Annotated in this window: 13 protein-coding genes; 2 read left to right on the top strand and 11 right to left on the bottom strand. The window is 34.1% G+C overall.

Annotated elements, in window-relative coordinates; genetic code table 11:
• Positions 1 to 111: 111 nt before the first annotated feature.
• Positions 112 to 1,029 carry a ketopantoate reductase family protein gene (locus tag EKM02_RS01320; RefSeq protein WP_126451674.1) on the top strand — a complete coding sequence of 306 codons (918 nt, stop codon included), beginning with the start codon at positions 112 to 114 and terminating at the stop codon, positions 1,027 to 1,029.
• A gap of 15 nt (positions 1,030 to 1,044) precedes the next feature.
• Here EKM02_RS01320 and EKM02_RS01315 read toward each other — a convergent pair whose 3' ends face one another.
• On the bottom strand, positions 1,045 to 1,638 hold the full coding sequence (locus EKM02_RS01315) for an RsmD family RNA methyltransferase (RefSeq protein ID WP_126451673.1): 594 nt from the start codon (positions 1,636 to 1,638) through the stop codon (positions 1,045 to 1,047).
• On the bottom strand, positions 1,635 to 2,441 hold the full coding sequence (locus EKM02_RS01310; RefSeq protein WP_126451672.1) for a DUF3822 family protein: 807 nt from the start codon (positions 2,439 to 2,441) through the stop codon (positions 1,635 to 1,637). The genes EKM02_RS01315 and EKM02_RS01310 overlap by 4 nt, the downstream gene beginning before the upstream one ends.
• A gap of 167 nt (positions 2,442 to 2,608) precedes the next feature.
• On the opposite strand from EKM02_RS01310, the gene EKM02_RS01305 reads away from it, so the two are divergent.
• Positions 2,609 to 4,030, top strand: a complete 1,422-nt coding sequence (locus EKM02_RS01305) for an ATP-dependent RecD-like DNA helicase (RefSeq protein WP_126451671.1) — start codon at positions 2,609 to 2,611, stop codon at positions 4,028 to 4,030.
• A 186-nt stretch (positions 4,031 to 4,216) separates the two neighbouring features.
• On the opposite strand, the gene EKM02_RS01300 is transcribed toward EKM02_RS01305, so the two are convergent.
• The 9 genes from EKM02_RS01300 to gndA form a co-directional block, all read right to left on the bottom strand.
• Complete coding sequence (locus tag EKM02_RS01300; protein WP_234423130.1) at positions 4,217 to 6,751, bottom strand: hypothetical protein; 2,535 nt, start codon at positions 6,749 to 6,751, stop codon at positions 4,217 to 4,219.
• A gap of 87 nt (positions 6,752 to 6,838) precedes the next feature.
• The gene (locus EKM02_RS01295) at positions 6,839 to 7,111 is read right to left on the bottom strand and encodes a hypothetical protein (RefSeq protein WP_126451669.1); all 273 of its coding nucleotides are present in this window, start codon (positions 7,109 to 7,111) and stop codon (positions 6,839 to 6,841) included.
• Between the two features lie 507 nt (positions 7,112 to 7,618).
• Positions 7,619 to 8,485 carry a molecular chaperone gene (locus EKM02_RS01290; protein ID WP_126451668.1) on the bottom strand — a complete coding sequence of 289 codons (867 nt, stop codon included), beginning with the start codon at positions 8,483 to 8,485 and terminating at the stop codon, positions 7,619 to 7,621.
• A gap of 76 nt (positions 8,486 to 8,561) precedes the next feature.
• Positions 8,562 to 9,104 (bottom strand): DUF4402 domain-containing protein, encoded by a 543-nt coding sequence (locus EKM02_RS01285; RefSeq protein ID WP_126451667.1) that lies wholly within the window; start codon positions 9,102 to 9,104, stop codon positions 8,562 to 8,564.
• A gap of 478 nt (positions 9,105 to 9,582) precedes the next feature.
• Positions 9,583 to 9,993 (bottom strand): response regulator, encoded by a 411-nt coding sequence (locus EKM02_RS01280; protein ID WP_126451666.1) that lies wholly within the window; start codon positions 9,991 to 9,993, stop codon positions 9,583 to 9,585.
• 83 nt (positions 9,994 to 10,076) lie between these two features.
• Positions 10,077 to 10,880 (bottom strand): LytR/AlgR family response regulator transcription factor, encoded by an 804-nt coding sequence (locus tag EKM02_RS01275; protein WP_234423129.1) that lies wholly within the window; start codon positions 10,878 to 10,880, stop codon positions 10,077 to 10,079.
• A gap of 863 nt (positions 10,881 to 11,743) precedes the next feature.
• Positions 11,744 to 12,463 carry a 6-phosphogluconolactonase gene (pgl, locus tag EKM02_RS01270; RefSeq protein WP_126451664.1) on the bottom strand — a complete coding sequence of 240 codons (720 nt, stop codon included), beginning with the start codon at positions 12,461 to 12,463 and terminating at the stop codon, positions 11,744 to 11,746.
• Positions 12,447 to 14,057 (bottom strand): glucose-6-phosphate dehydrogenase, encoded by a 1,611-nt coding sequence (gene zwf / locus EKM02_RS01265; protein WP_233592221.1) that lies wholly within the window; start codon positions 14,055 to 14,057, stop codon positions 12,447 to 12,449. The genes pgl and zwf overlap by 17 nt, the downstream gene beginning before the upstream one ends.
• A gap of 17 nt (positions 14,058 to 14,074) precedes the next feature.
• Positions 14,075 to 15,481, bottom strand: a complete 1,407-nt coding sequence (gndA, locus tag EKM02_RS01260; protein WP_126451663.1) for an NADP-dependent phosphogluconate dehydrogenase — start codon at positions 15,479 to 15,481, stop codon at positions 14,075 to 14,077.
• Positions 15,482 to 15,544: the final 63 nt, after the last annotated feature.

Here is a 15,544-nt window from a genome sequence, read left to right as displayed (position 1 = left end):
AAAATTTAGGATTGTGAAATCTAAAAGGAAACCATTAAGATATTAATTTTCATTAAGTTCCCGGGCTTAATTTTCTAAATTCCTTAATGGTTTACTTTTTAAATAGTGCTTATGATAACACGAATTGGAATTTTAGGATTAGGTGGAGTAGGCGGTTATTTCGGAGGATTATTAGCCAAAGCTTATTCTGAATCGGATGCAATCGAAATTGTCTTTATTGCTCGTGGCGAAACCCAAAAAGCAATAGCCCAAAAAGGATTGAAAATTATTTATGAGGGGAGTGAAACCATTGTTTTCCCTAGTTTAGTTTCTAACGATCCAGAAGAAATTGGGGAGCTGGATTACCTTATTTGCGCCACTAAAACCTATGATATCGAAAAAAGTTTTGAATCTATAAAAAACTGTATCACTCCAAATACGGTAATTCTTCCTTTATATAATGGCGTTGATGCCACGACACGCATACAAATACTATTTCCTGAAAATGATGTTTTACAGGGTTGTGTGTATATTGTTTCGATGATTGTTGCTCCCGGTGCGATCAAAAAAATTGGTGCTTATGAAAAATTATTCTTTGGTTCACAAAACGCTCCAGTTTCTAAATTAAAGGAATTACAATCTATCTTCGAAAAAGCAAATATCGAAAGTTATCTTGTTGAAAATATAGAAGAAACGATTTGGGAAAAGTTTATTTTTATTTCAGCTCTGGCTTCAGCAACTTCATATTTGAACCAAAACATTGGCGGAATTTTAAATAATCCTGAAAATAAGGCAGTTTATAGTTCATTATTAAACGAGATTTCTGCTGTTGCTTTAGCAAAAGGATTAGCGATGCCAATTGACATTGTTGCTCAAACTATTGCTAAATTAGAGAAGTCCCCACAGGACAATACATCATCCATGCACAGAGATCTATTAGCAGGGAATAAAACGGAAGTGGGTTCCTTGACGGAATATGTAGTTAATGAAGGTTTGAAATACGGGGTTGATACTCCAATATATAAGCAAATATTGGAGCAATTGTCTTAAAAATCGGATCCTGAATTATTCTTCGTCACTATCGTTTTGGTCTGATTCGTTTTCAGAATCTTCTTCACCGGAGCCGATTTCGAAGAAACTAAAAATGGAGCCACCATAACTTTTTTTAAATGAAAAGTGAATCATGTGATCCAGTTTGGTATATTTAGAATGTTCAATTACCATCATTCCCTCTTCATTGAGCAGTTCTTTTTCAAAAATCAAAGAAACAATTTTTTCAAAAGTATTCTGGTCTAATGCATACGGTGGATCTGCAAAAATGATATCGTACGAAGTTTTACACCGTTCTAAATAGGTAAAAACATCACTTTTTGTAGCAGCTATATTAAAATCATATTCGGTTGCCACTTGTTTGATGAATTTCACACAACCAAAATCCGCATCAACAGAGGTAATTGGGGTGCTGCCACGAGAGGCAAACTCGAAACTGATATTCCCGGTTCCGGAGAATAAATCTAATATTTTTAGTCCTTCAAAACTGAAATGGTTGTTTAAAACATTGAATAATGCTTCTTTAGACATATCGGTTGTGGGACGAACGGGGAGTCCTTTTGGCGGAAAAATGCGTCTTCCTTTGTATTTTCCTGAAATGATTCTCATGAGTTGAAAAGTATAAAATGATTTCTGTTTTCGGCCTCAGAAAAATAATTGTTCCATCGCAAATCCTCTACCTCAATTAGGGAAACGTTGCGAATGTATTTGTAAGCTATTTTGAAATAATCACTTTCAGTATCAATATTCCCTATCATTTCCAGTTGAAAGTTCTCGGGATTTAAATTCAATTGTTCGGCTGTGAATAAGATATAATACATGAAATCTTCAGGTGTGCTGTATTCAAAAGAATTGAAAAGCAATAATTTTTGGTTTTGAACCACAATGATTTCAAAATGACCCGAATTGAAGTGAATAAACATCTTTTTTTGGTCAATGTTTTTGGAGACAACCAAAAGTTTCGAAACTAAAATACTATTAGCATGCTTGTAATCGAAAGAGCCAAACTGGTCAATAAAAAAATTATTGATATTTACGTATGGAATATAAACGGCATTCATTTGATAGTTTGGTATATCATCAAACGCAAAAAAATCAGTTTCAAAAACCTTTATATTGTATTGTAAGTAACTTCCTAAAAAGTTTTCATCAAAAAGTGCTGTAGGTACAAACGTAGAAAGATTGTTGTTGTGGATCACCAGAACGGCGTCATAGGTATCCTTTAATTCTGGATAATTCTGAAAGGCATTGGCAAACAAATCTTCAATTTTGGTAGTGGTGTCAAATGGATCAAAATGTATCTCATTGAATGAAATAACAGTGTTGTTCAGCGTATCAAATGTACAAAAAGAAAGTCCCTTCAATGAAACTTGAATGGAAAGTTTTTTATAATTTTTTTCGACTATGTTCATAATAAGATTGCTTTTTCTAAACAACGCAAACTTACAAATTTTAAAATCAATAACAATATCAATTGCAATGTCAATGGCCAAAATCAATAGTAATAATTGAAAATTGAAATTGCTATTGACATTGAAATTGAAAAAACATTCTCTACCTTGCATGTAAATTATACCAAATGAATTCCTCCTCTTTTTATAGTCTTTTACAAAAAAAATTTCCTTTTCAACCGACATACAAACAGGATATTTTTTTTCAAAAAATAGCTATTTTTTTAACGGACACGCATAACGATACCATTTTTGTTTTAAAAGGATATGCGGGAACCGGAAAAACTACAGTAATATCTACGATTGTAAATAGTTTAGTAGAAATCAATAAAAAGTATGTTTTATTAGCGCCAACAGGTCGTGCGGCCAAAGTAATTGCCAATTATTCAAATAAACCGGCTTTTACAATTCATAAAAAAATCTATTTTCCCAAGAAATCTTCTGGTGGCGGTGTTTCGTTTACATTGCAACAAAACAAACACAAAAACACCATTTTTATCGTCGATGAAGCTTCTATGATCTCAGATACCAATTCGGATTCGAAATTATACGAAAACGGATCCTTATTAGATGATTTGATTTCGTATGTCTATTCGGGAACCAATTGCAAAATGATTTTATTAGGAGATACGGCTCAGTTGCCTCCAGTAAATTTAGATATTAGTCCTGCATTAGATATTCAAACTTTGGGAATGAATTATGATAAAGAAGTAGCACATATTGAACTGGATGAAGTCATGCGTCAGGAAGAAAATTCCGGAATTTTACATAATGCAACCGAGCTTCGGGAATTATTAAAAGATTCCTTCATCGATGAATTCAAATTTGATCTTAAGAAATTCAAAGATATTGTACGGTTGACTGATGGTTACGATATTCAGGATGCCATCAATTCTGCTTACAGTAATTACAGTATAGAAGATACCGCTTTTATTGTTCGTTCCAATAAAAGAGCCAATCAATACAATGAACAAATCAGAACCAAAATTCTCGATAAAGAAAGCGAACTTTCTACAGGCGATTTTCTGATGGTGGTGAAGAACAATTATTTTTGGTTAAAAGATTCTGATGAAGCAGGTTTTATTGCCAATGGTGATATTATCGAGGTCTTGGAAATTTTCAATATCAAAGAATTGTATGGTTTTAAGTTTGCCAAAGTAAAAATAAGAATGATTGATTATCCCAATCAGATTCCGTTTGAAACAGTATTGTTATTAGATACCATAAAAAGCGAATCGCCATCATTAACCTACGAAGAATCCAACCGATTGTATCAGGAAGTGCTGAAAGATTACGAAGGTCAAACAAAATTCAATCAATTCCAAAAAGTAAAAGCCAACGAATATTTCAACGGCTTACAAGTAAAATTCTCGTATGCCATAACCTGTCATAAATCACAAGGCGGGCAATGGAATACCGTTTTTATAGAACAACCGTATTTGCCGGACGGCATCAACAGAGATTACATTCGGTGGTTGTATACCGCAATGACCCGAGCCAAAAATAAATTATATTTGATCGGATTTAAAGATGAGAATTTTGTGGAGTAATTTTAAAAATAACCGCAAATTCGCAAATTTTTCAATTTAATTTTAAAGTATATAATTTGCGAATTTGAGGTAAAAAAATAGCTATGAACACACTAAACGACTTGCTTAAAATTTTTGGCTCTTTTTTGAATACAAGTTATTGTGGATTCTTCTCGTATGACGCCGTTAAAGATTATGTAGATCTACTTATTTTGTTTTTTCGAGTACAAATTCCAAAGTATCTATAAAAGCACCATCGATACCATTATCGATTTCAAAAGTCTGGTAGGAGGGACTTGCCTTTATCTGTAAATTTTCCAATTGAAGTGAATCCATTTTCGCAACATATTGTCCTGATTTTAAACCCAAATAACTAAAATAACCATCGGGTTCCGAAAGAATACTGGCGATTAATGTATCGTGTAAATCATAGATTGCGACTTTAAGACCTCCAGTTCCCAGAAGTTGCTCATTTTCTTTTCGATACACCATTCCGGAAACTTCTCCCACAACCACAACCGGAATTTCAATTATTTTTAATTGATTGGGATTTAGTGTACAATTTAAAGTTTTGTTATTTATGCGCCAAGCAATAGAATTAACTTTGGCGGTATTAAGTTCCACATAATTATTAATATAGGGTTCTAATCCGGTTATAATGGTGGTGCCATCGGGATTAACGAGCTGACGGTCACCGCCCATTACTATGATCTGGACTCCTTTTACCAGAGGTTCTTTGGCCTCTTTTTTTCCATTTCCGTTGATGTCTAAAAACGGAACAAATTTTACACTCGCTCTGCCCACACTTATTTGGTTATTAAAACGTACAAAATTAGCTTGGGGTTCAAAGATTAAGCTTCCGCTGGCAGATTGCGAAAAAGAAGCACTATTTTTATAAAAAACACTTGAAAATCCAGTATTGATATGATCGAAATTATGTGTAAAACTAATTTGAAAACTACTGTTTTGATTCTTAAAATTATAATCTAAAGAGGCTTGAATATAGCCTTTTTTAAAAATTGGCTTTCTCAATTGTGTTTGCAATGTCGTCATGGCATTGGCATCATATCCATAGCGAAATTGGGGAACAAGGACAAATCTTTTAGGAAGTTGGAATGAGGTAGAAATATTGCTGTATACTGATGGTTTTTGGTTTTTGGTAAAAAAGGCATTGGTGGTAAAATTAAAATTAAATCCAAATGAATTTCCCGAGAGTAAAAATTCAGAAGTGGTAAATTTAGTGGTACTAAATAGGTTTTCTTGAATGGTAAATCGGGAAGTTCCCGAAAAAAAAGAACTGCGATGTGGCATGGAAATACTTGCTTTCCGCATTTCGGAATAATTGAATCGAACGGCTTGTTGGTTCTTATCGTATTTACTATAATCAAAGTCAAAACGAAGGTTTTTGGGTGTCGTATAATTCAAATTGAGATCATACAGCACTTTTGAATAATAGCTTGCCGTAAGAAATAATTGAGACGAGAGTCGAAAGGATGAGTTCAAAAACGGAATACTTTTATTCGATTCTAATGAGGATACATATTCTATTCCACCTCCCAAAGTGACGTGATTAGAAAGTCCATAATTTACTTTTGCACTCGTAAAAATACTGCCTTTGCTATCCTCAATAATTCCAGAACTGATTGTGTATTCTATTTCCTTTTTTGGAAGAAAAAGAGCCGGAACTACAAATTGATTGCTAAATAACTGCTCTTCACCCCAAGGTCCATAATATCGGAGTGTAACTTCGGTACGACCGTACATTAAAGGAACGTTGAACGAAAAGAAACCGTTGGCATCTGCCTGAAGATAATCGATTAATACATTGTTGATGTAGAGTTCCACCGTCCAATTGGCCTGGGTATGATCGCTCAAGATATACGTGCCAAAAGATTTTCTGATTTGGGTAGAGGCATTCGTGATCTGAGCTCCGATAATGGGAAACAAAATTGTCGCTTTGGAAGGAGCTGAAATTTTTCCTAAAGTGAACTGTTTAATATATTTGTTTTCATTGTTCACATAGCGCCATCGATAAAACTGGTTTTTGGCCACTATGGGTTGGTTGCTGGTGTAATTTAGCATAGTGGTCAATTCACCTCCAGCTACAATGTCGCCTAAATTGAGGAGTAATCGTTCTGAATGACTTCCTTCAGATTGTTGTATGGTATTAACAGCCCAATTAGCTGTTCCAAAATGAAGTAGTGGTTTGTCACGTACGATAGTAGTGTCCGCTTTAAATTCCATTTTCATTTTGTTGATGTTATCGCGCATTTCTAGCAATCGGGCTTCTCTAATGGCGGGAAGTTCGAGTTTTGATACCATTTCAACGGATAAACTCCTAAAGCTAAAATTATTTTCGAGCCCAAATATTTGATTGAAATAAGAAGCATTTAAAAATAAATTTGTTTTGGTACGAATAAAATCGCTTGGTTTCAGGGTGTAAACTTCCTCTTTGTAGCTAATGGTGTTGGTGTTTTGGTCAATTTTGAAGGTGTTATTTTGATTAATAAAAAAACCTTCAATAGTAGTAAAATTAGAATTGGGTATATTTCGTATTTTAATATAATCCAAAACTTCGGATACCGAAAGATAGATTTTAGATCCGCATATTACCGAGGAAATTTCGGTGGCACCAATGTATTTTACCTGAAGCAGCACTAAAACTTCATCGCAATCTTCCTCTTGTGCAGCAGCAGAAAAGGCTATCATGGATAAAAGGAATAGAGATATGATGTTGTACAATTTAGTCATAAAGAACGAAGAGTAGCAAGTACTTTTGCTAAAGGGAATTATTTTTTTAGAGAACTGCCTGAGTTGCGTCTATGAATATTAATTAGAATTTGTTTGATCAATAGTGTTTTGAATTCGGATTTTTTCTAAACTAGCTGTCAAAGTTCTTGTGAAGATGTCAAGTTCAGTAACAGAATCTTTTAAATAGATACTTAAACTTTCTAACTCTTCTTTTGATATCGCTTTAGAATCAATATGATTTGTCAAACCTTGCATTCTAGAAATAGGACTTCGAACTTGATGGGAAACTTGAAAAAGCATTTCAGTAATGGATTTTAGGTATTTCTGTTTTTCTGTATCTTTTTGTAACAAGATATCTTTGTATCGTAGAATAATAAAGCACGATATCCAGATAGAAAGGATTGATAAGAATTTGTTAGTAAAAACACTATAATACATTTCGATATGGTAGTAATCGGTGGTATCAATAAGTGTTAAAATAGTACATATTATGGAAAGCCTTATTATTTTATATTTGTCTAAAGTATATGAAATAACTAAAGGAATTATATACAAAACAGCTATTGCTACTCCTAGAGGTACTATTAAGTCTACTACGAATATAATTAGAACGATACTTGTTGTAAGAATTTTTGGCATTAATAATTTTTCCGTTCTATTAAATAATATGTATATAAAAACGTTTTTATGTAACATAATTTTTTTGCGATTGCACCTATCTCATTATCATGCTTTGTTTTAGAAAAGAACGATGTCTTTCATGGCGTAATTTATCTGAAGATATTTTGATGTTTTGGTATGGTATTTTTTATCACAAGGTTTTTCAAAAAACAAATAAAATTAACAAACAAATGATTCTTATTTATTACTATTAATTTCCGTTTCAAGTGAATATTCGTCGTTGTCTGACAAATTAAGGAAGGCTTCAGCATAAGTAGTTTCTTGATTTGGGGTAGAATAAATTACCTGTAATTTTCCTTTGGTATAATCTACCGATGGAATAGTATTAAGTTTAATTTTAGTTCGGCGCAAATTTCCTGGCGTGTACACGGCAAAACCTTTTATTAGTCCTACATTCGTGCTAACTCCCTCTGGAGAAATATGATTGACATGGAGTTCCCCATAAGCCGATTGATTGCCTGTGCGGTTTATGTCCAGAGACAAAACCTGTGAAGGCAGTAATGCTAAATTAGAGAAGCTCACCGCTGCAGTGGATGCTCCTATCGTAATAATGTTTACAATTGAAATTCCATAAATAGGCGTTATCTGAATGTCAATATCTTTTGGTTGGAGCGTATCGATTATACTTACTTTATTTTCTAAAAGTTTTATTTTAGGAACCCCCCTAAAGTAAAGATGGGAGCGGTATTCACCTTCTTTTAATTCGCTGGTTTTGATGAGTTGAATTTTTACAATCTGAGATTCATCGGGAGCTAAAGTTATGGTGCGGGGATAGTAACGAAGATATGGAGAGGCGAAATTTTGATTTTCTTCTGGTTCTTCAATCATATTAAATTTACCGTCTTCATCCATTTGAATCTGATTGTAGGATAATCTATAGGTTGTAGTATCCTTTCCGGTATTAGATAAATTAACATTTTGCACACGACTTTGAATCCCGTCAAAGACAATGCGTTTGGGGAATACCATTAAATCTCCTTGGGCCAGTAATTGAAACGAAAAATTTATTAAAAGGACTAGAATAAGAATACTTTTTTTAGTCATGAGAGTATTTTATGAGTTAACAATCATTAAATTAAATAAAAAAGGTGCTCATTTCTAAGCACCTTTTTTATTTAATTTAGTTATAATTTACAGTAACTGCAAAACCAGTAGCATTTGTATATGTTCCAACAAGTTGTTCAGAACCTACGGTTAACGTAGCTCCAACAGTAAGACTTTGTGATCCATTAGATAAAGTTCCGGTCGATCCGGTTGCTCCAATTGAACTTAAAAAACTACCAACTGACATTGTTTTTAATCCTGTAGCTGCAGCTGCATTTGTAAGAGTAAGATTATTTGGCAATGTAATTGTATAAGCGTAAGCTCCTTCACCAGTTACTGTAAATATAGCAGCAGTAGGAGATCCAGTAGCTGAAGTTAATTTAACTCCGCCAGTAGCTGTTCTGACACCTAGAGGACTTAAAGCAAGTGTCCCTCCAGTAGATAAAGTTGCAAAAGAACCAAAATTTAATGGGGTCGTAGTACTAATTGCAATTGGCGCTACAATAGTTGTAGTGGTATTAGCTGAAGTTGCAGATGCTGGTGCATTTTGCGCCAAGGAACTTGTACTAAACACAGCAGTCAAAGCCATAATAGATAAAATTGAAGTAATTTTCTTCATAATAAAATAATTTGGGGGTTAAAATTAAGAAGCAAGCGCAGGTTTTGCCCTGGTCCTTAATCAGTTTAAATAATTTGTTTTGTATTGGCAAAAGTGCCAATTCCGGAGCAAATGTATTTAGTTCGTTAATATATGTAAAACGAGAAGTAACAACTGATGTCTACTAGGCCATAAGTGAAAAGGAACCGAAGTAAAAATTATTTAATAAAAAGTAAGAAAAGCTTAATTTTTATTGTGTTCGTGTTTTTTTAAGGCCTTAAAGAAACATTAAAAAGTTAAAATTAACTAAAAGGACTTGAATTTTTAATAATTAAAGTTTTTTTAAAAATGTATTATTGCTACAGTTATGCGTTCATTTATTGTATTTTCTTAAAATATTTAAAAAATAATTTATAAACGAATAGAACTAGTTTAGATAATTAAAAAAGAGTGCTTTGCGGTTTAAAACAAGTTGTTTTTAAACGTTTCAAAATTAGCCTCATTTGAGTATAATTCGATCTAAAAATTCTTGTGTAATAGGTTTTTGCTGAAAGGAAACTACATTTGGATCCCTGCAAACACGAATAATATCATGATTATTAATTGTGTTTGAAACAATAAATACCTTAACCTTATTTTTTAAAGTAAGCGGGAGTTTATCATAAGCTTCCAGGAATTCAAAACCCGAAAAATGCGGCATGTATAAATCTATAAATATTACCTCTGGCAGCTGGCCATGTCTTTCTTGATTTTCTTTTAAATATGCCAGTGCTTCACTTGCAAGAGCAAACTCGACAACGTTTTTTCCAAAATTATTATGGAGAATAATTTGAGAACAAATGTAGCGTTCGATTGGATTATCATCAATTAATAACACTTTTCCGAATTTTGTTTTCAACTCGTTTTTCATGGTTTTAGTATTTAAATGCAGTCATACAGGAAATATTTATTAGTTTACAACGAAAAAAGCGCTGCGATTTAAATATGAAATTGTTATTCTTTTAGTTTAATAAATTTATTAAAATCTTCTTGTCGTCTTTTGGCAACAGCCAAAAGTACACCATTAGGAAATTCGCAGAAATACCCTTCTTTTTTACAAATTTTTACCACTTGACGCAGATTGATAATATACGAGTGGTGAATTCTAAAAAAATAATTTGGATCAAGAACTGTACTGTATTCTCCTAAATTTTTACTCGATACGATTTTTTTACCGTTTAGCAGAAAAAAAGTAGTGCACCTTCCTTCAGCCTTACAGTAAATAATTTGTGACATAGAAATGAGTTCAATTTTATCCAAGGAGGAAACCGCAACATAATCGTTTGGCTGATTAAAAGAGTTTAAAAGCTGAATGGCATTAATCTTTTGAGTTTGATAGGAACGCTCCATTTTAATTCTTTTGATTACTTTATAAACAGCTAGAATAATGGTATTAAAAGAGACTGGTTTTAAAATAAAATCAATCGCATTTTGTTTAAATGCGATTTCGGCATCCTGTTTATTGGCAGAAATAAATACCAGTTTAGGAATGCTCAGTTCTAATTCTCCGAGCATATTAAAAAAGGTATCCTCGTTAAAAGAAATATCTAAGAACACTAGATCCGGTTTTTTTAATTTTATAGCATTTATTCCTTCAATTATGGAAGCAGTTTCGCAAACTATTTTCAGAATCATGAAGTTTTCTTTTTCAAATTTATTTATGATTTGTAAAGTCTCTTTTTCTTCCGTTATAATTATGGCATTTATAGAGGGCATAGACGTGTACTTAAGGGATAATTTATTTTTAAAATCAACCAATACCATTAATTTTAATGTAGAGTATTCATTTTAAGGGTAATAGATGATAGGTAAAAGGATGATTTTGTGTTTCGAAAATTAAAAAATAATTAGCTGTAATGTGCAGTATTTCTTTTTCTAGTGACAAAAGTATTATTCGTTTTATTTCTTGTATTCTTTGTTTTTAATTTTTTTGTTTAAACAGTATCATTTTTTGTTAATTCTAGTGTTTTAAGAAACAAAGCGGTATTTCATGTTTTTGTATTAGTGCTTTTAAAATAATTAAGAATTCACGGTCGAATTGCACTTTGTTAATTCTTTTGGAGGTGATTTTAGATTGTTCTATTTAACTTTTTTAGGCAAGGTACTACTGAATTTTGATAAAAAGAACTGTTTTTAAAAGTATATATTTTCTTTTTAGTCCTCTCATTAGAGTGTCAGTTAGTTATAATCTGAGATTATTTTAATTTTTTTTTAAAATAACTAAAAGGATAAACTTATTTAAGCTAATTCGTACGATCGCAAAATCATCTGAAATTTATTTGATCTAACCGTGTAAGAGCGCTACACGATCTTTATCAAAAAAGAAACAATTTGAATGAAAAACGGATTTTGAATTTGGCTTTTTATTGAAGGTTTTGTTTGATTCTAAACGAAAAATATACTTTAGGGATCTGGTACCTAAAGTATATTTTTTTACTATGGATTTTACGCTTATCCATTTTAAAAAATCTATGCATAACTCAAGAATCCGCGCCAGTTTTCTTTTAATAGGAGTAACTACAGAAAGTCATAAAATTAAAAACTTTTTTTTGCATTGTGGTAGCTAAAGATAATTAAACAAGAGTACTCAACTTAATAATACAATGTAATTTAGTACTAATTTATTTTTCCTTACTTGTAGCAGCTTTATCGGTCAAGAACAATAATTCGCCATCCGATGGTTTAATTAACTGCATAGGATATTTTCCGGGATTATACGCTCCATATAAAACTTCGTTTAGGGCATAGGCTTTATTTTCTCCAAAAGTCACTACTACAATCTGCTTCGCTTTATTAATAAGAGGTGCAGTTAGAGTTATTCGAAACATCGTCTGAGACTCAAGATAATAGGCTGCTACCCACTTATCCTGTTCTTGCAATACGGCTTGCCCTGGAAAAAGAGAGGCAGTATGGCCATCATCGCCCATTCCTAATAAAATAAGGTCAAATTGTCCGTCCTCGCCTGTTATATTTTTAATAGATTTTTCGTATTCCAAAGCATAATCTTCAGCTGAAACACCTTCTCTATACATTGGAAATATATTGTTTTTTGGTATACTTACATGATTTAGCAGGGTATCGTTAGCCATTTTCGCATTGCTAAGTGCATCATCAAGCGGTACCCAGCGTTCGTCACCCCAAAAGATAAATACGGAATTCCAATCAATTTTTGTCTCGTAAGGAGCTGATGCCAAAAGAGTATATAGCGCTGCAGGTGAGGAACCACCAGTAAGCGCTACCACAAAGCGACCGTGTTTCTGTATTGCATTTTGTGCAGTAGCTACAAATAGATCTGCGGCTTGAATTGTTATCTCTTCTTTAGTATTAAAAATTCTTACCATCAGCTGCTATTTCTACTTGTTTTGTTTGTACTGCTTTCTTTTCTTTTTCTGCCTTGTCCGCTTTCTCTGCTTTCTTTCGTAGCTTTTCTTCTTCGGCATCTAGTGTATTTGATGCCCAAGAATGCCCCTGACGAGCAAGTAATTCATTTGCCGCTTCAGGACCCCAGCTTCCAGCTTCGTATTTGTGTAGACTTGAAAATTTATCGTTTTCCCAAGCATCCTGAATGGATGTTACAACATCCCAGGCTTCTTCGACCTGATCGGAGCGCATGAATAAAGTTGGGTCTCCTTGTAAAGCATCTAATAGAAGGGTTTCATAGGCTTCGGTTGCTTGGGTAGAGCATGAAAAATAGTCAAAAACCATTTCAGCAGGTTTTAACGAAAGAGACAAGCCTTGTTTTTTAGTCATAAACTGCAGCCTAATATCCATTGCGGGCTGAATGTTTATGATTAATCGGTTTGGCATCATTCCTTCTTTTCCAAAAGAAAAAGTAGAATGCGGTACCGGTTTGAATTGTATAACGATAGAGGATTGTTTTTCCTTCATTCTTTTACCTGTTCGAACGTAAAAGGGAACACCTTGCCAACGCCAGTTATCCAAATAAAATTTCATGGCTACAAATGTTTCTGTGATGGAATTATCCTTCACCCCTTTTTCTTGTAGGTATCCGGCTATCGGTTTTCCTTTTATCGAAGCTTTTTCGTACTGACCTCTCACTGTGTAGTGTTCTACTTCATCAGGAGTTATACGGCGTATTGCTTTTAAAACGTCAGCTTTACGGTTTCTGACCTCATCTGCTTGTAAGGAAGTGGGGGCTTCCATGGCTACCATCGTTAAAATTTGCATTAGGTGATTTTGTATCATATCCCTTAATGCTCCGGCACCTTCGTAAAAACCACCACGCTCTTCAACACCCACTTCTTCGGCAACCGTAATCTGTACCGAATCAATAAAGTTACGGTTCCAGAGCGGCTCAAACATTGAATTTCCAAAGCGGAAAGCTAGGATATTCTGTACGGTTTCCTTGCCTAAATAGTGGTCTATGCGGTAGATTTGTTCCTCTTCGAAGGTTTTTGCCAGTAGCTTATTTAAGAGCTCGGCAGAACTTTTATCGTAACCAAACGGTTTTTCAATAATAATACGATCCTGTTCCGGATTCGCGGCAAGATCTAATTTCTTAATATTATTGGATATGGTTTCAATAAAAGAAGGTGCTATTGAGAGGTAAAAAAGTCGGTTGGCACGTACCCCAAAAGATGCATCTATGGCGTCCAACTTTTGTTTCATTAACACGTATGATTCTTCTTTGTCGATATCATTTTGCAAATAAGAAATATGAGAAGCAAATTGTTCGAACTCTTTTTCGGAGGCTATTTTATTTCTCGAAAACTCATTTAGGTTTTCACTGACATGATTTCGGTAATGCGCATCACTGTTTTCGGCCCTTCCTAAGGCAATGATCTCAAACTTTTCCGGCATACGACCATCAAGATAAAGATTATAAAAAGCGGGGAAAAGCTTTCTTTTAGCTAAGTCACCGGTAGCCCCGAAAACAAGAATGATGGTTGGGTTTATAGTATTGAGATTATCCATTATGTTCCATTTAAAATTTAGTCATTCCACTCGGTGTGAAATATACCGTTAGTATCAGTACGCTCATAAGTATGAGCCCCGAAGTAGTCGCGCAGTGCCTGTATCAGGTTGGTCGGAAGTTTTTCTGATCGGTAAGCATCAAAATAAGCTAAGGAGTTCATGAGTCCGGCAATAGGTATCCCTTTTTGAACGGCAAATTGTACCGTAGACCTAATATTCGATTGATTCTCGTTTAACGTTTTAGCTATGCTATCGTCGAGCAGTATGTTTTTCAGTTTCCCATTTTTGGCATAAGCTTTTCTGAAATCTTCAAGAACTGTGGAACGAATAATACATCCACCGCGCCAAATCTTAGCGATTGTCTCCAAGTTCAACTCGTAATTATATTCTTCTGAAGCTTTCGTTAATAAGGCTAATCCTTGGGCATAAGTAATTAATATGGAAAAATATAAAGCCCCTTTAAGTGATTCAATAGCCAAAGGCAAGTCAGTATTGGTTTGTTCTGCATTCCAAATTAATTTTGAGGAAGCCTCAATTCTTTCCGGTTTATTTTTAGACATTTCCCTCATTGCAACGGCAGCATCTACGGTTGAAAGGGGAACTTCTAAGTCCATGGCATTTTGAGAAGTCCATTTTCCTGTTCCTTTGGATTTAGCCCAGTCGGAGATTAGATTTATTAATATCTGGCCGTCGGTATCTTTTTTCTTCAGGATGTGTCCTGTTATTTCAATCAGGTAGGATTCGAGTTCGGTGTTATTCCAGTCTTCAAATACTTTTTGAATTGTAGTGTCGTCTAGTTCGTATCCGCGTTTCATAAGATCGTATGCCTCTGAAATAAGCTGCATAATCCCATATTCAATTCCGTTATGCGCCATTTTCACGTAGTTTCCTGCAGATCCGTTGCCTAAGTATTCTACGCAAGGTTCTCCATTTACTTTAGCAGCAATGGATTCAAAAATAGGACGTAGCCTTTCATAGGCTTCTTTATTACCCCCAGGCATAAGGCTAGGGCCAAAACGGGCTCCTTTTTCGCCTCCTGAGATTCCCATTCCAAAGAAGTGGATTCCCTTGGCCGATAATTCTGTATATCTACGGTCAGTATCAGTAAAATAAGTATTTCCACCATCGATAATAATATCTCCTTTATCCAGGTGGGGCAGTAGGTTTTGAATGACAGCATCAACAGGTTTTCCTGCAGGTACTAATATCATGATAGCCCTTGGCTGTCTGATAAGTGCAACAAAATCTTCGACGGCTGTTGTGGCTTTGATTCGGTGTTGGGAATTCGCTTCTTTTGAAAGTGAAGAAACTTTATCCGCATCTAAATCTAAGCCTGCTACAGCATGACCTTGGTCGGCCATATTTAAAAGTAGATTACGACCCATTACTCCTAGGCCCACTATGCCAAAATCGAATGTATTCATAATTAGTATGTAAATTTATTATTAGAAAAAAAAAGGCTGGACTTTATTTATAAAGTCCAGCCA

It is taken from the genome of Flavobacterium sp. RSP49 (assembly GCF_003968735.1).
GTDB lineage: Bacteria > Bacteroidota > Bacteroidia > Flavobacteriales > Flavobacteriaceae > Flavobacterium.
The sequence above is the reverse complement of the archived record's forward strand: the minus strand, read 5'-3'. Positions and strand labels throughout refer to the sequence as shown.